Annotated in this window: 16 protein-coding genes; 10 read left to right on the top strand and 6 right to left on the bottom strand. The window is 47.3% G+C overall.

Annotated features, from left to right (window positions below; genetic code table 11):
• Positions 1 to 76: 76 nt before the first annotated feature.
• From ASG33_RS01675 to ASG33_RS01645, 7 genes are all read left to right on the top strand, one after another.
• On the top strand, positions 77 to 1,162 hold the full coding sequence (locus ASG33_RS01675) for an acyltransferase (protein ID WP_056279636.1): 1,086 nt from the start codon (positions 77 to 79) through the stop codon (positions 1,160 to 1,162).
• Positions 1,163 to 1,280: 118 nt separating this feature from the next.
• The gene (locus ASG33_RS01670) at positions 1,281 to 3,092 is read left to right on the top strand and encodes an ABC transporter ATP-binding protein (protein ID WP_056279634.1); all 1,812 of its coding nucleotides are present in this window, start codon (positions 1,281 to 1,283) and stop codon (positions 3,090 to 3,092) included.
• Positions 3,092 to 4,921, top strand: a complete 1,830-nt coding sequence (locus tag ASG33_RS01665; RefSeq protein ID WP_056279632.1) for a MutS-related protein — start codon at positions 3,092 to 3,094, stop codon at positions 4,919 to 4,921. Before ASG33_RS01670 ends, ASG33_RS01665 begins: the two co-directional genes overlap by 1 nt.
• A gap of 134 nt (positions 4,922 to 5,055) precedes the next feature.
• A complete protein-coding gene (rseP, locus tag ASG33_RS01660; RefSeq protein WP_056279630.1) occupies positions 5,056 to 6,372 on the top strand; it encodes an RIP metalloprotease RseP in 1,317 nt (438 codons plus the stop codon).
• Positions 6,347 to 6,910 (top strand): DUF6702 family protein, encoded by a 564-nt coding sequence (locus ASG33_RS01655; RefSeq protein ID WP_229238533.1) that lies wholly within the window; start codon positions 6,347 to 6,349, stop codon positions 6,908 to 6,910. Before rseP ends, ASG33_RS01655 begins: the two co-directional genes overlap by 26 nt.
• A gap of 164 nt (positions 6,911 to 7,074) precedes the next feature.
• Complete coding sequence (gene lon / locus ASG33_RS01650; protein WP_200942712.1) at positions 7,075 to 9,552, top strand: endopeptidase La; 2,478 nt, start codon at positions 7,075 to 7,077, stop codon at positions 9,550 to 9,552.
• A gap of 111 nt (positions 9,553 to 9,663) precedes the next feature.
• Positions 9,664 to 11,160 carry a tagaturonate reductase gene (locus ASG33_RS01645; RefSeq protein WP_056279624.1) on the top strand — a complete coding sequence of 499 codons (1,497 nt, stop codon included), beginning with the start codon at positions 9,664 to 9,666 and terminating at the stop codon, positions 11,158 to 11,160.
• Between the two features lie 70 nt (positions 11,161 to 11,230).
• On the opposite strand, the gene ASG33_RS01640 is transcribed toward ASG33_RS01645, so the two are convergent.
• From ASG33_RS01640 to ASG33_RS01620, 5 genes are all read right to left on the bottom strand, one after another.
• Positions 11,231 to 11,896 (bottom strand): bifunctional 4-hydroxy-2-oxoglutarate aldolase/2-dehydro-3-deoxy-phosphogluconate aldolase, encoded by a 666-nt coding sequence (locus tag ASG33_RS01640; protein ID WP_056279621.1) that lies wholly within the window; start codon positions 11,894 to 11,896, stop codon positions 11,231 to 11,233.
• Positions 11,897 to 11,935: 39 nt separating this feature from the next.
• The gene (locus ASG33_RS01635) at positions 11,936 to 12,931 is read right to left on the bottom strand and encodes a sugar kinase (RefSeq protein WP_056279619.1); all 996 of its coding nucleotides are present in this window, start codon (positions 12,929 to 12,931) and stop codon (positions 11,936 to 11,938) included.
• 148 nt (positions 12,932 to 13,079) lie between these two features.
• On the bottom strand, positions 13,080 to 14,504 hold the full coding sequence (gene uxaC, locus ASG33_RS01630; protein WP_056279616.1) for a glucuronate isomerase: 1,425 nt from the start codon (positions 14,502 to 14,504) through the stop codon (positions 13,080 to 13,082).
• Positions 14,505 to 14,557: 53 nt separating this feature from the next.
• A complete protein-coding gene (gene uxuA, locus ASG33_RS01625) occupies positions 14,558 to 15,751 on the bottom strand; it encodes a mannonate dehydratase (protein WP_056279615.1) in 1,194 nt (397 codons plus the stop codon).
• Positions 15,752 to 15,903: 152 nt separating this feature from the next.
• The gene (locus ASG33_RS01620; protein WP_056279613.1) at positions 15,904 to 16,515 is read right to left on the bottom strand and encodes an RNA polymerase sigma-70 factor; all 612 of its coding nucleotides are present in this window, start codon (positions 16,513 to 16,515) and stop codon (positions 15,904 to 15,906) included.
• A 278-nt stretch (positions 16,516 to 16,793) separates the two neighbouring features.
• Here ASG33_RS01620 and ASG33_RS01615 point away from each other — a divergent pair, with 278 nt between their 5' ends.
• Positions 16,794 to 17,813 (top strand): LacI family DNA-binding transcriptional regulator, encoded by a 1,020-nt coding sequence (locus ASG33_RS01615; protein WP_056279612.1) that lies wholly within the window; start codon positions 16,794 to 16,796, stop codon positions 17,811 to 17,813.
• Positions 17,814 to 17,835: 22 nt separating this feature from the next.
• On the opposite strand, the gene ASG33_RS01610 is transcribed toward ASG33_RS01615, so the two are convergent.
• Positions 17,836 to 19,116, bottom strand: a complete 1,281-nt coding sequence (locus tag ASG33_RS01610) for a DUF349 domain-containing protein (protein WP_056279610.1) — start codon at positions 19,114 to 19,116, stop codon at positions 17,836 to 17,838.
• Positions 19,117 to 19,187: 71 nt separating this feature from the next.
• Here ASG33_RS01610 and ettA point away from each other — a divergent pair, with 71 nt between their 5' ends.
• On the top strand, positions 19,188 to 20,855 hold the full coding sequence (gene ettA, locus ASG33_RS01605) for an energy-dependent translational throttle protein EttA (protein ID WP_056283128.1): 1,668 nt from the start codon (positions 19,188 to 19,190) through the stop codon (positions 20,853 to 20,855).
• Between the two features lie 158 nt (positions 20,856 to 21,013).
• Positions 21,014 to 22,399, top strand: coding sequence for a UDP-N-acetylmuramate--L-alanine ligase (murC, locus tag ASG33_RS01600; RefSeq protein ID WP_056279608.1), 1,386 nt, complete (start codon positions 21,014 to 21,016; stop codon positions 22,397 to 22,399).
• Positions 22,400 to 22,415 lie beyond the last annotated feature (16 nt).

Here is a 22,415-nt window from a genome sequence, read left to right as displayed (position 1 = left end):
TATAACAGCGTAAATTCATATAACAGCGTAAAATATTCCCCAATATTTAATCTGCTCCACAGGGAGACGTGCGTTTATGTTTAACTATACTCCTGGCCTTAATACGGTCAAAAAACACCGGTTTGCGGAACTGGATTCATTACGGGGGCTTGCGGCGCTAAGTATTGTCATTTTTCACTTTTCGATCAACAATAACAAGCAGCTACTGGGCTGGGAATTCAGCTACGGCGTTACCGCGGTTGATATTTTCTTCATGATCAGCGGCTTTGTTATTTTTCAATCCATTGAAAATACGAAAAAGTGGCAGGATTTCGTGGTAAAACGTTTTGCACGTTTGTACCCCGCATTCTGGTACTGTATGCTGATTACCGCTTTCGTCGCGGTACTTGTAGAGCCACTTAATATCAATCCCACGCGCATACTTGCAAATGCTACCATGGCGGCTGCTTATTTCGGTATGGAAGACCTCGACGGGTCGTACTGGACCTTATTAGTGGAGCTTGTATTCTATCTGTGGATCCTTGCGGTGTTCATTTCACACAAGCTTAAAAGTGTGGAAAAAATTGGCGCACTCACGATCGTTGCGATTATTGCATTTCATTTTTTCAGCGCATACTACCTCAGCTTTTATGCATTTGCGATCAAAAAGGTCCAATTGCTGAACCACTTTCCGCTGTTCTTCTCGGGAATCCTGTTTTTTAGACTGAATGGCGGCAAGAACATCAGGCAGAATCTGCTACTGATGGTTTTCAGTGTAGCGGCGGCGTTTTATCTGCATGATAAGGGCGGCACCTCGCAATACCACATCTCATTTCTGGGGCACTGCATCGCGATTACATTGTTTCACATCATCTTCGCACTTTTCCTGACCGGTAATCTGAAATTCATCAATCAGCGTCCGCTGTTCTTCCTTGGGAAGATCTCTTATTGTCTGTATCTCATTCACCAATATGTGGGATTGCAGATTATTTCAAAGCTAACTACCAACCTTGGATTGAACATTTATCCCGCTCTTGTGCTGACAGTAGGCTTATGCATTTTGGTGGCGCACCTGGTAACCCGGTTTATAGAGGTTCCCTGCTACGAGCTGGTCAGAAACTGGTACGAGCAGATGCGCAAGCCGGTATATCGCCAGCAGGACCAGGACCTTGTGGTCCATTAACAGCAGCTTTTTTTGCGGCACAGCAGCCATTGATTTATTAATTACTTTTGCTGCCTGATATCCAAATGCATATCCTGGTGAGTACCACTGCGGCGCTCACGCAATATGTCCGATTCCGATGGCTACAAATGAGCAAACCAATACACCCACTTCTTTCTTTTCAATCCGGAAAATCAGCTGGGCGGGTCTAAAAACCACAGTAAGTCTCTTCAAATACCTCCGGCCCTACCGCGGGATGTTTTTTATCGGGCTTATTTTTCTTGCATTATCAACAGGCACTTCCCTTGCATTTCCAAAACTCGTAGGCAGCATTATCGAAGTGATCGAAGGTAAATCGCCTTACACGATCAACCAGATCACGATGTTCCTGTTCGTCATTCTGGTCTGCCAGGCTGTGTTTTCCTATTTCAGGATTTACCTTTTTACCAAAGTGAGTGAAATGGCGATGACAAACATTCGCCTGGATGTTTTCAGCAAAATCATCACACTTCCGCTCACATTCCTGGAATCCCGGCGCGTAGGCGAGCTGACAAGCCGCATTACTGCCGATGTATCCCAATTACAGGGATTGCTCTCATTCACGCTGGCCGAGATCTTCCGGCAAATTGCCACGCTCGTAGTCGGCATGGCGATCCTTTTCTATACCTCCTGGAAACTAACACTTTTCATGCTTGCGACTTTTCCTGTACTGGTAGTTGCGTCGGTTTTCTTTGGCCGACGAATGCGGCAGCTTTCCAGAAAGGCGCAGGATGAACTTGCCGCAGCAAATGTGGTGGTGGAAGAAACGTTGCAGTCCATTCACGTTGTTAAAGCATTTACAAACGAACCCCTGGAAGTTTCGCGCTATGGTACTATCCTGCAAAGAGTTGTAAAGCTGTCTCTTTACGCGGCCAGCTTTCGCGGCGGGTTTGTATCATTTATCATTTTTGCATTGTTCGGCGGCATTGTGGCCGTAATCTGGTACGGGGCCGGATTGGTGCAGGCAGGAGAGTTCGGATTGTCTGATCTGTTTACGTTTATACTGTATACCACATTCATCGGCGCTTCTATTGGCGGAATGGGCGATCTGTATGCGCAGGTTAACAAGACAATCGGTGCATCGGAGCGTATCTTTGAGATCCTGGAAGAAGAGCCTGAGATTACCATTGACGGGGCCAGGAATGCAGGCACCAGTGTTGTCCGCGGGGATATTTTGTATGATAATATCCACTTCTCCTACCCTTCCCGGCCCGATCTGCCTGTACTGAGAGGAATATCGCTCCGCATTCATGCAGGCGAAAAAATCGCGCTCGTAGGATACAGCGGCGCGGGCAAGTCTACTATTGTCCAGCTGCTGATGCGCTTTTATAACTATCAATCGGGGCGGATTATGATTGACGGAAAAGCATTGTCGGAGTTCGGGATTTCTGAGCTGCGCAAAAACATCGCGATCGTACCTCAGGAAGTGATGCTTTTTGGCGGTACTATTTACGAAAACATCTCCTACGGAAAGCCTGATGCCACCAGGGAAGAGATTTACGATGCTGCCAGGCGCGCCTATGCGCTCGACTTCATTGAATCGTTTCCGGAAAAGTTTGAAACTGTGGTGGGCGAAAGGGGTATCAAGCTTTCAGGCGGACAACGCCAGCGAATTGCAATTGCACGCGCCATTTTGAAAAACCCGAAAATCCTGATCCTTGATGAAGCAACCAGCTCTCTCGACGCAGAGTCTGAAAAGCTGGTACAGGTTGCATTGGACGAGTTGATGAAAGATCGTACCACGATTGTAATTGCGCACCGGCTGGCCACTATCCGCAAAGTGGATATGATCTATGTGATCCGCGAAGGAATGATCGCCGAATCTGGCTCGCACAATGAATTATCGCTGCTGGATAACGGATTGTACGCCAATCTGATCAAATTGCAGTTTGAAACTGCCCAAAGCAATTAATGGAAAATACCACCGCACAAGACCCGCCCGCAGCTTTTTTCGAGGCCAGGCTCAGAGATGCCCGTGTAGCAGAAGCCGCCGCTCAGCAAAAGTCTAACGAACTTTCCTTTGCCCGGCTGGCTGTGTTCGTGACTATCATTCTTTTTGTCTGGTTAATGATCCGGTCAGGTGAAGCAGTCTGGGCACTTGCGATTGCCGTACTCGTTTTTGCGTTTTTGTTTCTCATGCGAAAACACCAGCAGGCTAAGCAGACGCGCGATTTTCACAAGAACCTGCAAACTGTGAATGAAGACGAACGGGAAAGACTTTCACTACGCTTCAAACGCACTGACAACGGCATGCAGTACACCGAAAAGCAGCATGCTTTCCTTTCGGACCTGGATATTTTCGGCGAGTATTCCCTTTACAAACTACTGAACCGCACACGCACTTCCGAGGGTAGTAAAAGACTTTCAAACTGGCTCAAAAATCACGCGACTACCGCAGATATACTGGCGCGCCAACAAGCCTCGGCCGACTTCAAAAAACACCCCGAGCTGATGCAAACCTGGGAAGCGACTGCATTGCTCCACGAACATGCAGCCGCGCAGGTAGGTGCATTCCGCGCCTGGTCTACAGAAACCCTTGATCCCAAACTTGCGACGCTTTTGAAAATGCGGTGGTTCCCCGTGGTAACGCTGTTGGTAATTATTCTGGCTGTTTCGCAAATAATTCCAATTTGGACAGTACTGGCCTGCTATGGAGTCCATTTCTATATTTTGAAACAATTCCAGGCTGTAATCCAGATTACTACAAACAAGACAACCACGCTTGGCAAAACATTGGTTGCCTATGCAGATCTGTTGAAAATAGCAGAATCTGCGCCTTACACTTCCGGTTGGTGGATGCAGAGAAAAGCGTTGATACAAGACTCTTCCCAATCGCTGCACCGTGCCGGCGCATTGTTCGAGCGGCTCGACTACCGCAACAATCCTTTTTTCAGCCTCGTTGTAGGTATACCTTCCTTATGGGACGTGCATTGCCTGGCTGGTCTGGAAAAATGGAAGCAGGCCAACCAATCAAAAATGTGGCACTGGCTCGATGTGCTCGCAGATGCCGAAGCGATGAACTCACTGGCGGGGCATGCATTTGCAAATCCTGAATATGTTGTACCCGAAGTGACTGAACATGCAGCAGTTTCTGTCCGTACAACAGCCATGGGCCACCCGCTTATTCCCGCGGAAAAGCGCGTGAGCAATGATTTCGAATTAACCGGAACTGGCTCAACGATGCTGGTGACAGGATCAAATATGTCTGGAAAAAGTACATTCCTCCGCACAATCGGGCTTAACCTGGTCCTGGCGCAGATTGGCGCAGTGATCAGTGCAACTGCATTCTCCTGCTCGCCGCTACGTGTTTTTAGCAGCATGCGCACCCAGGATTCGCTGGAAGAAAGTACCTCCTCTTTCTACGCAGAATTGAAAAGGCTCAGGTTACTTCTTGAACTATCCGGTGAAAACGCAGCGCCCGTTTTCTATCTTCTCGATGAAATCCTGAAAGGTACCAATTCAGCAGACCGGCATCGCGGCGCAGAGGCGCTGATCAGACAATTGCACGGTAAAAATGCATCAGGACTGGTTTCCACGCATGATTTGGAACTGGGCCAGTGGGGAGAAACAGAGGGGTACGTGCATAATTTCCATTTCCGCTCCGACGTAGAAGAAGGCAAACTGCATTTTGACTATCGGCTTTACAAGGGAATTTGCCGGAGTTTCAATGCCTCCGAATTGATGCGGATGATGGGGATAGAAATAGCGGTCCCAGACAAAAATACCGCTGCATCAGAGTAAGGGGCCATTTTTATCCTTATCAAAGCTTTTACGTAACTTTACTGATTACATTTACGTTTCTAATGCGGGAGCGTAATATCCGCCTGGATAAGCTTAATAAATAAATTACCAATAACGATTACGAAAAAACCTGAATGGAAGTATTAATAATGGCCGGACAGCTCATCCTGGGCTTGTCCATCTTGGTAGGACTACACGAATGGGGACATATGGCCGCGGCCAAAATGTTTGGAATGCGGGTTGAAAAATACTTCATTGGTTTTCCTCCTAAAATTTTCAGCATCCAGCGCGGCGAAACAGAATATGGAATAGGCGCTATTCCTTTGGGAGGTTTTGTGAAAATATCAGGTATGATCGACGAGTCGATGGATACCGCTACAATGAACCAGGAGCCACAACCCTGGGAATTCCGCTCTAAGCCAGCCTGGCAGCGCCTGATCGTGATGCTGGGAGGTATTATCGTGAATGTGGTTGTCGGAATTTTCATTTTTATCCTGATCGCTTACCGTGAGGGAGACCAGTTCCTGTCGAGCTCGGAAGTAAATAAATATGGTGTTGTTGCAGGTGAGCTTGCACAAGAGATCGGGTTGAAGACTGGTGATAAGATCGTAAAGGTGAATGGAAAACCTTTTACGAATTTCAGTGAAATCGTGAGCTCGGAAGTTTTTCTGGGCAGCAACAGTTCTTACACAGTCAATCGCGACGGAAAGGAAGTAGTAGTTGAAATACCTAATAATTTCATCGAAAAACTCTCGGACCCGAAAGAAAAGGGAAATTTCATTCGTGCACAGGAACCGTTTACGATCGGAGAACTGATCCCTGGCTTGCCTGCTGAGAAAGCTGGTCTGCAAACAGGAGACAAAGTACTTTCGCTGAATGGAAAACCGATCCAGTTTTTCCACCAGATGCAGGACGAGCTGAACAAGGTAAAAGGAAAGCAGGTTACCATAGTTGTTCAGAGAGACGGTGCACAGAAAAGCATTCCAATGAATGTTTCAGAAGATGGAACAATCGGATTTTACAGAAACAGTCTTTTGAAATATACAACAGTTGAATACACACTTGGTGAAGCGATATCCGTGGGTACCAAAGATGCATTCAATGTAGTTTTTGATAATATTAAAGGTTTTGGTAAAATCTTCCGCGGTGAAGTGTCCGCTTCAAAAGCATTGAGCGGCCCTATCGGTATCGCGCGTATGTTCGGCGGGATCTGGGACTGGAGCCGCTTCTGGTACCTTACCGGCTTGCTTTCTATGGTACTTGCATTCATGAATGCACTCCCGATCCCCGCTCTTGACGGTGGCCACGCGGTTATACTATCTTACGAACTCATTTCCGGCCGTAAACCTTCCGACGCATTCCTCGAAAATGCACAGAAAGTAGGTATGGTATTACTGCTCGGCCTGATGGCATTTGCGATCTTTAATGATGTTTGGAAAGCTGTTTTTTAAAGGGGAGAAAGGACGAAAGGGAGGATGGAGGAAGGGATTGAGTGTTCCCGCCTCCTTCCTCCTTTTCTCCCTTTCCTCCTTCCTCCTTCTCACCTCCTTTGCCTCGAAGCATGAGTACCACGTTTCGGTAACGCACATGCAGTTCAATCCTGCTCAAAAATCCTTTGAGGTAAGCATCAGGATCTTTACCGATGATCTTGAAAAAGGATTATCCCTGAGCAACGGGAACCAGCGCTTTGTTGTAAAAGACAATGACAAGAATGATCCGCTGGTTGAGAAGTACATCCGAAAAGGCTTTGTACTAACAGATGCGGGTAAAAATCCTGTGGCTATGCATTACGTGGGAAAAGAGCAGGAGGACGACGCTACCTGGATCTATCTGGAAATTCCGTTTCAGGGAAAAACCGAAGGTTACCGTCTACAAAACAGCACACTGATGGAGGTGTTCGACGATCAGGTGAATATGACGAATTTGAAGCTTGCATCGGAGAAAAAAACCTTTCTTTTCAAAAAGGGCCAGACCGTACAAGCACTTTAAAAACCGCCAAAACCGACCTGACAAGCACCAATTGGCATAGCTATTTTGTTTTATTATTCCCTTTCTTTTGAAAGGCCTTATTTATATATTGGGAAAAGATTATCTGTCATTTTGACAGAATGCCTATGAAATTTGAACCTTCTGACTTATATAGTCGGCTACTAATGTCTGATTCCGACATGGATAGCCTCGAAATTGTTCCACTTGGCGGACCCGACGGTTCCGATGAGCCTTTTGAACTTCCGAATGAACTTGCCATTTTACCAATCAGACAGACTGTACTCTTCCCGGGAATGGTTATTCCTGTGACCGTAGTGCGCCAAAAAGCGATCCGTCTGGTTAAAAAGATATATCGTAATTCTGATATCAATCAGCGCATACTTGGTGCCGTGACGCAGGCTATTCCTAACAAGGAAGATCCTACCGCGGAAGATCTTTACAACATTGGTACAGTTGCCCAGATCCTGAAAATGATCACGTTGCCCGATGGAAATGTGACGATTATCGTACAGGGAAGGCAGCGTTTCGAAATCAAGAATATCATTCATGAAGAGCCTTATCTCACAGCGGAAGTGCGTGCGATTGAGGATTCGTTTGTGGGTCCTACCAAGAAAGAGTCGAAGGCGCTGCTACAGTCGCTGCGCGACGGAGCACACAAGATCATGCGGCTGAACCCTGAGATCCCTCAGGAGGCGCGCATTGCATTGGACAATATCGAAAGCCCTATTTTCCTGATCCATTTCCTTTCTTCCAACATCAACGTGGAGGTTGCTGACAAGCAAAAGCTCCTTGAAGAAAGAAACGGTCACAAGCAGGCCACACTCCTGCTTCAGTATATGATGCGGGAAATTGAAATGCTGGAACTGAAAAGGGAAATTCAGACAAAAGCCAGCTCAGACATCGACCAGCAGCAGCGCGATTATTTCCTTCGCCAGCAGATCAAAGTATTGCACGATGAGCTTGGAATGGATAGTCCCGAGCGTGATCTCGACGAAATACGCCTGAAAGCCAGCCAGAAAAAATGGTCTGATCAGGTTCGCATTCATTTTGACAAAGAACTGAACAAACTCCAGCGGATTAACCCGATGGCGCCTGAGTACCCGGTAACAATGAACTACCTGGAGACGCTGGTGGATCTACCCTGGGGACAATATACCAAAGACAATTTCGATCTGGTACGCGCACAGAAAGTACTTGATGCGGATCATTTCGGGTTAGAAAAAGTCAAAGAACGAATTATTGAGTACCTCGCGGTTTTGAAGCTTAAAGGTAATCTGAAAGCGCCTATCCTCTGCTTGTACGGACCTCCGGGAGTTGGTAAAACCTCTTTGGGTAAGTCCATTGCAAAAGCATTGAACCGTGAATACATCAGAATGGCGCTGGGTGGGGTACATGATGAAGCCGAGATCCGCGGACACAGAAAGACTTACATCGGCGCAATGCCAGGTAAGATCATCCAAAACATTAAAAAAGCAGGTTCAGCAAATCCGGTCTTTATCCTGGATGAAATAGATAAAGTAAGCTCCGATTACCGAGGCGATCCTTCTTCTGCATTGCTGGAAGTGCTTGATCCTGAGCAAAACTCTTCTTTTACCGACAACTACCTGGAAGTTGAATACGATCTTTCCAAAGTATTGTTCGTAGCGACAGCCAACTCGCTGGATACGATCCACCCTGCATTGCGTGACCGGATGGAGATTATTGAAATGACGGGCTACACAATTGAAGAAAAATTGCAGATTGCAAAACGCTACCTCGTTCCGAAGCAGCGTAAAGACCACGGGCTAAAATCGGGCGACCTGAAAATTGACGATACTGCATTGCTACGCATTGCCGAAGGATATACGAGGGAATCAGGAGTGCGGAACCTTGAACAGAAAGTAGGTACCGTCGTGCGGAAAATTGCTAAGTCGGTGGCAATGGAGCAGGAATATCCGAAAACCCTCCGCGCTGACCATGTTGAAAAATTCCTGGGTCCGGAAATATTTGACAAAGATCTTTATCAGGACAATGATTTTGCCGGCGTAGTAACCGGCCTCGCCTGGACTTCGGTGGGTGGCGAGATCCTTTTTATTGAAACAAGCCTGAGCCGTGGAAAAGGCAACCTTACCTTGTCCGGTCAACTGGGCGATGTAATGAAGGAATCAGCGGTAGCTGCATTGTCTTACCTGAAAGCGAATGCAGACAGGCTCGACATTGATTACCGGATCTTCAACCAGTACGATCTTCACGTACACGTTCCGGCAGGAGCTGTTCCGAAAGACGGACCTTCGGCCGGGGTGACGATGGTAACTTCAATGGCGTCCATTTTCACGCAGCGCCGGGTTAAGCCTTATATCGCTATGACCGGTGAGATCACGTTGCGCGGGAAAGTGCTTCCGGTAGGAGGAGTGAAAGAAAAGATACTCGCAGCGCGCAGAGCGGGCGTTAAGGAGATCATTCTTTGTCTTAAAAACCGGAAGGATGTAGAAGAAGTACCGGCGAACTACATTAAGGACCTGTCGTTCCATTATGTTGACACGATCGACGAAGTACTTGCGATTGCATTGCTGCCTGAGAAGGTTAAAAATCCGATCAAGTTTGTTTTCCCTGACGAGAAGAAAGAAAAGGAAGAAAGTGGCTTTGTTACCATTGATGCTTAGGCTCGGTTTTTTAGGATATAGATAATTGAAGAGGCGCTTGATGGCGCCTCTTTTTTGTTAGGGGTTACCATTTGTAATTGGCGTCACATTAATGTACTTATTTCTTTAAAAATGTCTTTACCGCAACTTTCACCCGAACTCCTGGATCAACGTCCTGACCTGCTGCCAAATCACCGGCAGCTGCTTGCTTTGCCCGAAAAAATCATCCAGTTTGGCACAGGCGTGCTTTTGCGTGGCTTGCCCGATTATTTCGTAAATAAGGCTAATCAGAAAGCGATTTTCAATGGAAGGATTGTGGTTGTAAAGTCCACCGGAAGCGGCGGAACAGACGCATTTAAACAACAACAAAACCTGTACTCGCATAGCATTCGCGGGATCGACAACGGGCGGCAGGTGGACGAAACCGTCATTAATGCTTCAATCAGCCGGACCCTGAGCGCCAGTACGGAATGGGCCGACATATTAAAATGCGCTGCTGATCCCGCAATACGAATTGTGATATCCAATACCACGGAGGTGGGCATTCAGCTGACCGATGACGATATTTTTGCCTCACCTCCTGCTTCATTCCCAGGTAAGTTAACCGCGTATTTGTATGAGCGCTTTAAAACTTTCGGCGGGTCAGAAGAATCGGGAATGGTGATTGTACCTACGGAGTTAATTGTAGGAAACGGGCCAAAATTACGCTCGATTGTAATGGAGCAAGCTTCGCGTCACCAGCTTGAAGATGCATTCATCAGCTGGCTCGAAAATGCAAACCATTTTTGCAGCTCGCTTGTAGACCGTATTGTTCCCGGTAAACCTGATGCAGAGAGTATAGAAGAACTTTCAGGAAAGCTTGGTTTTCAAGATGATCTGATGATTATATCAGAAGTGTACAGCCTATGGGCGATTGAAGGCGATGCATATATCCGCTCCGTGCTCAGTTTCGCGGAAGCAGACAGCGGGGTCGTGATTGAACATGATATCGATCTGCATCGCGAGTTGAAGCTGCGCCTGCTGAATGGTACGCATACATTGTCTGCGGGACTCTGCTATTTGCATGGACTGGAAACTGTGCGTGAGAATATGGAGACACCAGAAACTGCCAGTTTTGTAACAAACCTGATGCTTAATGAGCTTGCCCCTGCAATACCTTACCCGGTAGACCCGGCACGCGCAAGGGATTTTGGAAGCCAGGTACTGGATCGTTTCCGCAACCCATTTATCAGGCACCAGCTGATTGATATTACCGTACAATACACGGCGAAGATGAAAATGCGTAACGTTCCTACTCTGCTGGAACACTACAAGCATTCAGACCAGCCGCCGCTGCTATTTGCAAAAGGCTTTGCCGCTTTTCTGAAATTCATGAAACCGGTGGTGCATAAAGACGGCAACTATTACGGAGATCTGGATGGACGCCCTTACTCGATCCGTTGCGACTCTGCCGCTTATTTTGACGAGAAATGGAGGAATGCCGCTTCACCGGTGGACCTTGCCGAACAGGTAATGAGCGATATTGAGTTATGGGATACTGACCTGACATTGCTCCCCGGCTTCGCCAATGCAGTAAAGGAAAACATGGCTGAGAATGCAGAAGTACTGACAATTATTCCGAAGAATTAGGAGTTAGTTCCAGGCGGACCGGAGTGCTGATTTCTGGTCCGCCTGAGAAGTTTTATTATGCCAAAAGCTCCTAGCTGTTCTGACGGAATTCTTTGACGAGCGCGATACTTTCGGCTACTTTTTGCTCGATCCAGGGATAGTTTCCTTCTGCAACAATGTCCTTTGGAAACAGGTTGGAACCCAGGCCGACTGCATATACGCCAGCGCCAAACCACTCGCTAATACTTTCGCGTGTCGGCTGCACTCCGCCGGTTACCATAATCTTCACTTTTGGCATTGGTCCACGAATAGCCCTTACAAATGCGGATCCTACAACATCTCCCGGAAACAACTTAACTACCTCTGCACCCGCCTGCTGCGCATTATATATCTCTGTAAGCGTAGCCACGCCCGGAATCCAGGGTATATTCGCCTGTGCGCAGGCACTCCCAACTGCCGGGTTGAGACAAGGTGTTACAATGAAATCTGTCCCCGCATCTATGAATTTCTGAGCAGTCTCAGCATCATAAATGGTACCAATTCCAAGGGAAAGTCCTGGCAAGCTTTCCTTCGTATATGCCAGCAGTTCCTTGAAAACGGTAAATGCGTTCTCCCCGCGATTTGTAAATTCAATTGCTCTCGCGCCGCCACGGTAGCTTGCATTAACAATCTCCTTGGCAACTTCTATATCGGCATGATAGAACAGGGGCACAATACCCACTTCGTTCAATAGTACCAGTGTTGTTTCTTTATCCATAATAATGCTTGTGACCCCGCGTTACCGGGTACCTGATTTTTATCTTTTAATTCTACCCGAAGTTTCACCCTGCCTGATCGCTTCCACTTCGTCAATCGTCGAGATCAATGCATCTCCTTCTATCGTATGCTTCAATGCGGACGCTGCAACTCCGAACTCCAATGCTTTTTGCTGATCGTTGAAAGTGATCAATCCGTGAATCAGACCGGCAATAAAAGCATCTCCGCCTCCTACCCTGTCAATAATCGGGTTAATCTCGATATCCTCTGTTTCCAGGAGTTCGCTTCCATTCCACAAATAAGCCCGCAGCAGATTGTGGGAGGCACTTATAGAGGTTCTTTTTGTATCGACAACTGTGCTAACCTGCGGATAAGCCTTCTGTAAGTTGACGCAGGACTCCCGGAAATCGTTTCCTTCAATGCCGAAAATCTCTTTAATATTCTCCTTGTTTGCAATCACGATGTCAGTTCCCGCAGTAAGCTCCGGCAAAATGTCTGATGGCTTTTTGCCGTACTTCCACAGATTCGCCCGATAGAATATATCTCCTGAAACGGTCAGTCCGTACTTTCTGGCAACTTTGATCCCGTCCAGCAATGCATCTGCTGCGCCTTGTGACAATGCAGGTGTAATCCCTGCCCAGTGGAACCATTTGGCATCTTTCAGGATACTTTCCCAATCAATTTCTTTCGGATCGATTTCCGCCAATGAGGAATTCGCGCGATCATACACGATCTGACTTCCGCGCAATGCAGCTCCCATTTCAAGAAAGTATACTGCCATTCTCGGCCCGCCGTAGATGATATGTGAAATATCAACACCGTGAAATTGCAGGTACTGCGCCGCAGCCCGACCAATTGGAGAATCAGGAAAACGGGTTACGTGAGCAGTATGATGTCCCCAGTAAGCAAGTGCCGTTGAAACATTCGCCTCGCCGCCTGCATAGGTAACGTTAAGTTGCCGTGCCTGTTCAAAACGGGAGAAACCGGGAGTGGAGAGCCGCATCAGGACTTCACCGAAAGAAACTATTTGAGCCATATTTTAGATAATGCCTTTCGTACAAATCAGCTTTGAAGAGGCGTTGGTAAAGGTTAAGAATTGATCAAAAATAACACTTAACATCAAAATAGCCCACAACTAAGAGTCTGGGCTATCTAATTACATTTTATGAGAATCTAGTTTTTTTTCAAAAATCAAAATACCTGCTGGCATTGTGATACGAGATATCCTGTACCATTTTACCCAGCCACGGAATATCATTTGGCAACTCACCATTGTCCACATCGTTCCCGATCAGGTTACACAATATCCTTCTGAAATATTCGTGACGCGGGTAAGACAAGAAGCTGCGAGAATCAGTCAGCATTCCAACAAAGCGGCTGAGTAGTCCCATGTTCGATAATGCATTCATTTGCCGCTCCATTCCGTCTTTCTGGTCCAGAAACCACCAGCCCGAACCGAATTGCATTTTGCCCGCTACGGTACCATCATTGTAGTTGCCCGTCATTGTGGCCAGCACTTCGTTATCTGCCGGATTGAGGTTGTAAAGTACTGTTTTAGCAAGTTGATCGGTAGAATCCAGCTTGTTCAGGAACTTCGATAGCGCCTGCGCCTGGCTATAATCTCCGATAGAATCCCAGCCGGTATCAGGTCCAAGTTCCCGTAGCATTCGTGCATTGTTGTTCCGCAATGCACCTAAATGAAATTGCTGCGTCCACGACTTTGCATGGTCCATTTTGGCAAGATCAAAAAGTAACATTGACTTGAATGCAATACGATCCGCCTCGCTTGCGAGCTGCCCCGACCTGGTTACATTGAATGCATTTTTAGCTGCCTCCTCGTCGAAGCTCGCGTAAATATGTTCCAGTCCATGATCTGAAAGCCGCCCGCCCATAGAAGCAAAGAAATCGTGACGGTTTTGAAGCGCCGCCAAAAGATCGTTATAATCTGAGATTGACGACTTCCCGGAACTTGCCGCCAGTTTCTCCAGATAAGCATTGAAATCTTCCGGACTATCGATCAGGAGCATCGCCTTGTCCGGCCGGAAGGTTGGAAGTACCTTGATATTAAACCCGCTTTTTTCTATCAGCTTGTGATATTCAAGAGAATCTGTCGGATCATCCGTGGTACAGATTACCTTCACATTCATTTTATTAAGCAGGCTTTTTACTGAAAAATCAGGCTGCTTCAATTTGGCAGAGCACTCTTCATAAATTTCCCGGGCAGTATCCTTATTGAGCAGGATATCCACATCGAAGTACCTGAGCAATTCAAGGTGGGTCCAGTGGTAGAGCGGGTTCCGCATCGTATAAGGTACCGTAGCGCCCCACTGCTCAAACTTTTCCCAATCGCTTGCCTCACCTGTACAGTAGCGTTCATTAATACCATTAGCCCGCATTGCCCGCCATTTGTAATGATCGCCATACAACCATATCTGCGTAAGATTATCGAATTGCCTGTCCGCTGCGATCTGGTCGGGCGGCAAATGGCAGTGATAATCTATGATCGGCATTTCCTTCGCATATTCATGGTAAAGAACACGCGCTGTTTCTGAGCGAAGGAGAAAATCTTCGCTGATGAATGTCTTTTGTGCGGTAGCGATTGTTGTCATCTTAGTGAGCTTTTTCTCTTATACCCCCTGCCCCCTTTGGGGGTTCGGGAGGTTCAATTATTCAACCCTCTTTCAATTCCGTATTCCAGTCCACGTAGTTCCGCGAGCCCACGCAAGCGGCCGATTGCTGTATATCCGGGATTAGTACGCTTTCCGGTTGTCAGGTCATCGAGCATGCGGTGTCCGTGATCTGGTCGAAAAGGCATGCGGAGGTCAGTTCTCCCTTCTTCTTTTCTCCTTTTTTGTTCCAAAACAAGCCCCTTCATGACACTGTACATATCTACGTCGCCGTCCAGGTGATCGGCTTCGTAAAAGCTCCCGTCGCGTTCTCTCCGCGTCGCGCGCAAATGAATGAAATGAATCTTGCTTCCCAGTCTTTCCACCATTCCTGCCAGGTCGTTATCCGCCCGAACACCATACGATCCCGTGCAAAAACAAATGCCGTTTGCCTGGTTATCGTAAGCTTCCAGCAGCATCATCGCGTCGGTTTCAGTACTTACCACGCGCGGCAAACCCAAAATAGGATACGGAGGATCGTCAGGGTGAATGGCCAGTCTGATACCCGCTTCTGCTGCTACGGGACCTATTGCCTGAATAAACTGGTACAAATGCGTTCTCAATTCCAGATCGCCGATTTTCTTGTAAGTGTCAAGCACTTTCCGGAACTCTTCGATTGTAAAACTCTCTTCGGAACCCGGTAATCCCGCGATTATATTCCGGACCAATCGCTGCACGTCTTCTTCCCTGGCAGCATCAAGCCAGCTTTTCGCTTTTGATTTCTGCTCGTCGGTATACAGTTCCTGCGCTTCCGGCCTGTTTAGCAGATAAAGATCAAAGGCAGCAAACTGCGCGGCATCAAACCGTAATCCTGTCGATCCGTCTTTCATAGGCGCGTCCAGGTCCGTTCTTGTCCAGTCGAGGATCGGCATGAAGTTGTAGCAGACCGTGTCAATACCGCATGCCCCAAGGTTGCGGAGACTTTGCTGATAATTGAGAATATACTTTTCAAAATCTCCCGTACGCGTTTTGATAGCCTCATGCACAGGCACACTTTCGACTACAGACCAGGTAAGCCCGGCCTGCCCGATCATTTCTTTTCTTGCTAAAATTTCATCTACCTCCCAAATCTGACCGTTGGGGATGTGGTGCAATGCTGTTACGATTCCGGTGGCGCCTGCCTGTCTGATATCCTGCAAAGAAACAGGATCATTAGGCCCAAACCACCGCCAAGTTTGTTCTAGGGACATTTTTAAGGGGCTATCGGCTTTCGGCTCTCGGCCGTCGGCTTTTAGCAGTTTTAGTTATACAAGCTTTCAGAATGATCTGTCAGCAACAAGTAATTATTAATGATATCTCAAAATAAGAAAAGCCGATTGCCGGAAGCCGACAGCCGAAGTTTCTAAGCTACCAACCTGTGCTCAGGAACGCGCTCTCTTAGTACTTTCAATGCGCGGCTCATCTGAGTTTCAACTGTTTTGACCGAGATGGCGAGTTTTTCGGCTATGTCACGATAACGTAGCCCTTCTTCGCGGCTCAGCCGGAAAATCAGCTGGCATTGTCTTGGCAGTGCCTGAATGCAATCTTCCACGTGCTCGTAAAACTCGTTGAACGACAATTCCTCGCAGGGAGAAAAGTGGTCAGCGTGGGTCATGTTCCATTGCACGGAATCCAGCGATTCCCGCTCATTCTGCCGGTGTATCCTCAATTTGAGATAATCCAGCGCCTGGTTGCGTACAGCGCGGTAAATGTAAGCCTGAAAAGAAGTATGCACTTCGATCTGCTCGCGATTTTTCCAAAGTTTCACAAACACATCCGAAACAACTTCTTCGGCGATTTCGCGGGTGATTACTACACGCATGGCGTAGTTGCAAAGTGATCTGTAATGGTGGTTGAAGAGCTCGCGGAAAGCATGGTAGTCGCCGTTCGCCACTACTTTGCCGAACAGGTTCTCCAACAAATTTTTCTGATTTGTAGCAGAAGATGTTTTACAGGTAAACGATTTTGCTTCCATGTATTCAGGCTGGGTTGGTTTAGAAAATTTCCGTGATTGGTAGTGGTGTGCAGTAGCTGATCTTCGTCAACAGTGAACCGAGTTTAACCATTGATTCAGTGATACACAAAAATAAATCTTGAAAAAAAGCAATTATTTCACGCAACCGTTCCCGGAACCGTTCCCGTTCCCGGAATTTTTCCCGGAACTTCTGCTGTAATGCGGTAAATTGTGCAACCATCCGACTTTGGTGCATTTCACAGGTTTTTTAGTAAGATTGCATTATTCCCATATCCTCCATGAAAAAGGTTTCCATTACCATCAAAGAGATTGCACGACAACTGAATATTTCCAAATCGACAGTGTCGCGCGCATTAAGGGATAGCAGCGAAATCAGCGAGGAAACCAAGAAGAAAGTCATCAACCTGGCTGAGCAGCTCAACTATTACCCCAACCCTATTGCAATCAGCCTGCTGAAAAACCGTACACAAACGATCGGGGTGATCGTGCCGGATATTGCCAACCGTTTTTACTCTTCGGCTATCGGCGGTGTTGAGGATATTGCTTACAGCCGCGGGTATCATACCATGATTTATCAGAGCCACGAACTTTTAGAAAGAGAGCGTTCTGCTTCCAGGCACATTGCTTCCAGGAGGGTCGACGGACTGGTGGTTGCGATTTCAAGTCAGTCTGAGAATATTGATCATTTCGTCTCCCTGCAGGAACAGGGTATTCCGGTCGTGTTTTTTGACCGGGTAAGTGAGGCAATGCAAACGCATAAAGTAAGAGTAGACGATTACAAAGGCGCATTCGAAGCCACGGAACATCTGATCAGTCAGGGCTGTCGCCGGATCGCGCATATAGCCGGCCCGAAGCCCGTTTCCATTACACGGTTCCGTTTGGAAGGCTACAAAGATGCATTGCGCAAACATGGAATTGATTTTCAGGAAGAATGGGTACTGCATAGCGAGATTACCCAGGCAGGCGGTACCGAGCGTACCTATCAGTTAATGGCGCTTCGCGAAAGGCCCGACGCTATTTTCGGCGCAAGTGACCGTATTACAATGGGCGTGCATTCCGCATTGCGGCAGCTCGGCTACCGCATGCCCGACGATGTAGCAGTGGTAGGCTTTTGTGACCTGGCCATGTCGTCGCTGCTCGATCCGCCGGTGAGCTCCATTACCCAGCCCTCCTTCGAAATGGGGCAGCAGGCCACTTCTTTGTTACTGGATTTGATAGAAAGCAAAAATACCCCGGCCGAATTCGAGACCAGGGTATTGCCTTCTAATTTGGTGATCAACAAATCTTCTATGAAGTGATCGTATCGTTAACCTGTGAACGTCACCCGGTAATGGTTTTCAACTTCCTGTCAAATTCAGCCAGAATGCGTTCTTTCATCTGAACCTTACGCTTCTGGATATTGATTCGGCCAGCTGCCTGCTTATCTAGCTCAGGATCGCCGGTAGCTGTTCTGTCGAATTCAAGGATTGCAAATTCAAGATCGCTCTTTTCACGTTTTGCAAGCCATTCCAGCTCCCTATACTTGGTGCGAAGTTGTTCTTCCTGACTTTTCAGTTCAAATGCAGGGTACTTTCTGCTGATCACGCGCGCCAGGTAGCTTAACTCAAATATTTTATCGCAAACCATTCTGAAACGCTCCGCAAGCTCTTTGTCGGCCAGCTTGAATGGTATTTTGATCTCTTTCCACTTGCTAAGCAGCACTTTCGCTTCCTGCGATGCTTCAACGATATCCTGTGAGCGCAGCAGTGTTTCGGCTTGTGCCAGCAGCTTTTGTTGTTCCACAATCCGCGGGTCTACGCGTACTTTCGGTTCAATGCCTTTTGCAAGATTGTATTTATCATAAAACAATTTCAGGAAGTGCCTGTAAGCCTTGTTCACTTTGAAAAAGCGCTTCGGCGGTACTTCTCCTACATTATTCCACGCATTGCGCACATCGCGCGCCTTGGCATAAGCATCGTCCAGATCACGTGAGTAGCTGAGTGTTTTCGTAATCTTAATCAGCTTTTCGTACTCTTCAATGCGTTGCTGGTTAATCTTATTCTGTTCGTCGAAATAGTCACGGCGGCGCTGGAAGAAATCGTCAAGTATCTGCTGGAATGTGCTTTCCACTTCCTCCTGATACTCTTTTTCAACCGGCCCCGTACGGATCCATTTTGCTTTTATTTCTTGTATCTGATCGGTTGCGGCAGCATAGTCTTCAATAGCGGCAGCCACTCTGACATCCTCGATCAGTGCACGTTTTATTTCAAGATTTTTGAGCTGGTTAACTTCGATCAAGCCTTTCAGGTACTCCTCTTTCTCTTCCAGTCGCTGCAGCAGAGGGACAAAATCCCCGAGTGCGTCAAAACCTTTCAGCTTACGTTGCAGCTGGATCAGTTTGGTCAGATAAGAGCCTTTGTTGAGGGCTTCATCTATTTCCTTCTCCAGTTGCTCGACTTTGTTCAGGACGATATTAAACCGATTTTTAAAATAATCTATCGCCTCCTGCTCTGTCCTTTTAACTTCTCCAATTTGCCGGTCGGGGAAATCTAAATACCCCTTTAAAAATACTTTGCTGTCCTTAACGTAGCCGTATTCATCATTCAATGTGGCATTTTCCATTCTTCCAATTTTTTTATCTGCTAAGTGTAGGGATATATAACGATATTTGTTACGCACAAATTAAACAAAAAATGAGTAACGAAACCATTATTTTCTCAATGTCTGGGGTCAACAAAATCATTCCTCCCAACAGGCATATTATTAAAAATATCTATTTATCCTTTTTTTATGGTGCAAAAATCGGGGTTCTTGGATTAAATGGTTCAGGGAAATCAACGCTGCTGCGGGTTATTGCCGGAATCGATAAAGACATCCAGGGAGACGTCGTTTTCTCGCCCGGTTACTCCGTCGGAATGCTTGAACAGGAGCCGAAACTAGACCCAACCAAAACCGTCAGAGAAGTTGTTGAAGAAGGTGTTCAAGAGATTGTCGATCTTTTAAAAGAGTTTGACCAGATCAATGAAGCCTTCGGTGAGGAAGATGCAGACTTTGACAAATTACTTGAAAGACAAGGTGAGGTTCAGGAAAAACTAGACGCAGCTGACGCGTGGAACCTTGATAACCGTCTTGAAATTGCAATGGATGCATTGCGCTGCCCACCTTCGGATGCGCTGGTATCGACACTTTCGGGTGGTGAAAAACGCAGGGTAGCATTGTGCCGGCTCCTGCTCCGCCAACCCGACGTGCTTTTGCTGGATGAACCAACCAACCACCTTGACGCCGAGTCGGTACTCTGGCTTGAAGAGCATTTAAGACAATATAAAGGTACTGTCATTGCGGTAACCCACGACAGGTACTTCCTCGACAATGTAGCCGGCTGGATCCTGGAACTGGATCGCGGCGAGGGAATTCCGTGGAAAGGCAATTATTCTTCGTGGCTGGAACAAAAGCAGGAGCGACTGAAAAAAGAAGAGAAAACAGAATCAAAACGCCAGAAAACGCTGCAACGTGAGTTGGAGTGGGTTAGAATGGGCGCAAAAGGCCGTCAGGCTAAGTCGAAAGCACGTTTGGGCGCATACGAGAGATTGCTTGGAGAGGAAGGACGCGAGAAAGAAGAGAAATTGGAGATCTTCATACCTGCCGGACCAAGGCTGGGTAACAAAGTGATCGAGGCACATAATGTTTCAATGGGCTTTGGCGACAAGCTGCTTTACGAAAACCTCAATTTTGCCTTACCTCCAAATGGAATTGTTGGTATTATCGGGCCAAACGGTGCTGGTAAAACAACGCTTTTCAAACTCATCACCGGACAGCTGAAACCACTTACAGGCCACTTCGATGTGGGCGAGACTGTGGAGCTGGCTTATGTTGATCAGGAACACGATAATCTTGACCCTGTTAAAACAGTATATCAAAGCATTGCCGACGGAAATGACTGGATTATGATCGGCGGCAAACAGTCGAATGCACGTGCGTACGTAAGTCGCTTTAACTTCGGCGGCGGCGATCAGGAAAAGAAAGTGGGCAACTTGTCTGGTGGAGAAAGAAACCGGGTACACCTTGCCATGACGCTCAAAGAAGGCGGTAACCTGCTGCTGCTCGATGAGCCGACCAATGATTTGGACGTAAACACATTACGCGCATTGGAGGAAGGTCTGGAAAATTTCGCGGGTTGCGCAGTAATCATTTCCCACGACCGGTGGTTCCTCGACCGCGTTGCCACGCACATACTTGCGTTTGAAGGCGACTCGCAGGTGTATTGGTTTGAGGGAAACTTCTCTGAATATGAAGAAAACAGGCGCAAAAGACTAGGCGGAGACGCCACACCAAAGCGCATTAAGTACAAAAAACTGGCTTAACATTTCGACCGCCGGGCGGCCCCGTCCGCTAAATGTGACAACGCGGTCTGTTTTGGCGTGTTGTCACGTTGAGCGGACGGGGCCGCCCGGCGGTCGAAACGTTATTTGCCCCAATATCAATTCTTGCTAACTTTCGGACAAATCAGTTTTCCCAATCAATGAGTCCAAATTCGTCCTTGCCTAAAATACACTTCATCTCAATAGGTGGCAGCGTCATGCATAATCTTGCCATCGAGCTTCACCTGAAAGGATATATCGTTACGGGATCAGACGATGAGATATATGAACCTTCGGCCAGCAGGCTTGCCCAATACGATCTTTTGCCTGCTGTTACAGGCTGGTTCCCTGAGAAAATAACTTCTGATCTTCAATCAGTTATTCTGGGAATGCATGCCCGGCAGGACAACCCTGAGCTTGCCCGTGCGCGAGAGCTGGGGATCAAAGTGTACTCCTATCCTGAATACATCTTTGAGCAAAGCCAGAGCAAGCAGCGCGTGGTTATTGCCGGAAGTCACGGCAAAACCACCACTACCTCCATGGTTCTGCACGTTTTAAAATACAATAACCGCATTTTTAACTACCTGGTAGGCGCGCAGATCGAAGGTTTCGATAATATGGTGAAGCTATCCGAAAATGCGCCGGTGATCATTGTCGAAGGTGATGAATACTTTACCTCCCCACTCGATCCTACCCCGAAATTCATGCATTATCAGCCGCATATCGCATTAATCAGCGGCATTGCGTGGGACCATTTCAATGTATTTCCAACCTGGGAGTCTTACGTGAAGCAATTCGAGCTTCTAGCGGATTCTCTGCCAAAGGCGGGCGCAATCATTTTTGATGAAACCGATGATATGCTCAATGTGATCGGACAAAAAGAGCGGCCGGATGTTGCGAATATCCCTTATAATGTACACCCTAACAAGATTGAGAATGGTAAAACAATCCTGCTTACCGCAGAGCAGGGTGAAGTGCCGGTCTTGATTTTTGGTAACCATAATATGAAAAACATCAGTGGCGCGAAAGCTGTCTGCGAGCGGCTGGGCGTGACCGATGAAGAATTTTACAACGCCATTCAAACATTCAAAGGCGCATCCAAGCGACTTGAACTGCTGGGTAGCTCCGAGTCGATGAGCGTTTACCGCGACTTTGCGCACGCGCCTTCCAAAGTAGAAGCAACTACTGCCGCATTGAAAGAGCAGTTTCCTAACCGGCAGCTGGTAGCCTGTGCCGAGCTGCACACTTTCAGCAGCCTGAACAAAGCATTTCTGACTCAATACAGAAGAAAGCTGAAAGCAGCCGATGTTGCAGTTATTTATTACAATCCTCAAACGGTAGAACACAAGCGGCTTGAAGCGCTTTCGGAAGAAGATATCCGCGCTGCATTCAAAAGGGATGATTTGAAGATTTTCACTGATGCCAGTCAGCTGGAAACATTCCTGAAATCGCTGACCTGGCGAAATGCAAACCTGCTCCTGATGAGCTCAGGTACATTCGGCGACTTAGATTTGAAAGCATTGAGCAATGCGGTTCTTGAAGTATAACCCACAACACTGACAC

This window comes from Dyadobacter sp. Leaf189 (genome assembly GCF_001424405.1).
In the GTDB taxonomy this organism is placed as follows: domain Bacteria; phylum Bacteroidota; class Bacteroidia; order Cytophagales; family Spirosomataceae; genus Dyadobacter.
This window is presented reverse-complemented; position numbering and strand designations above follow the sequence as displayed.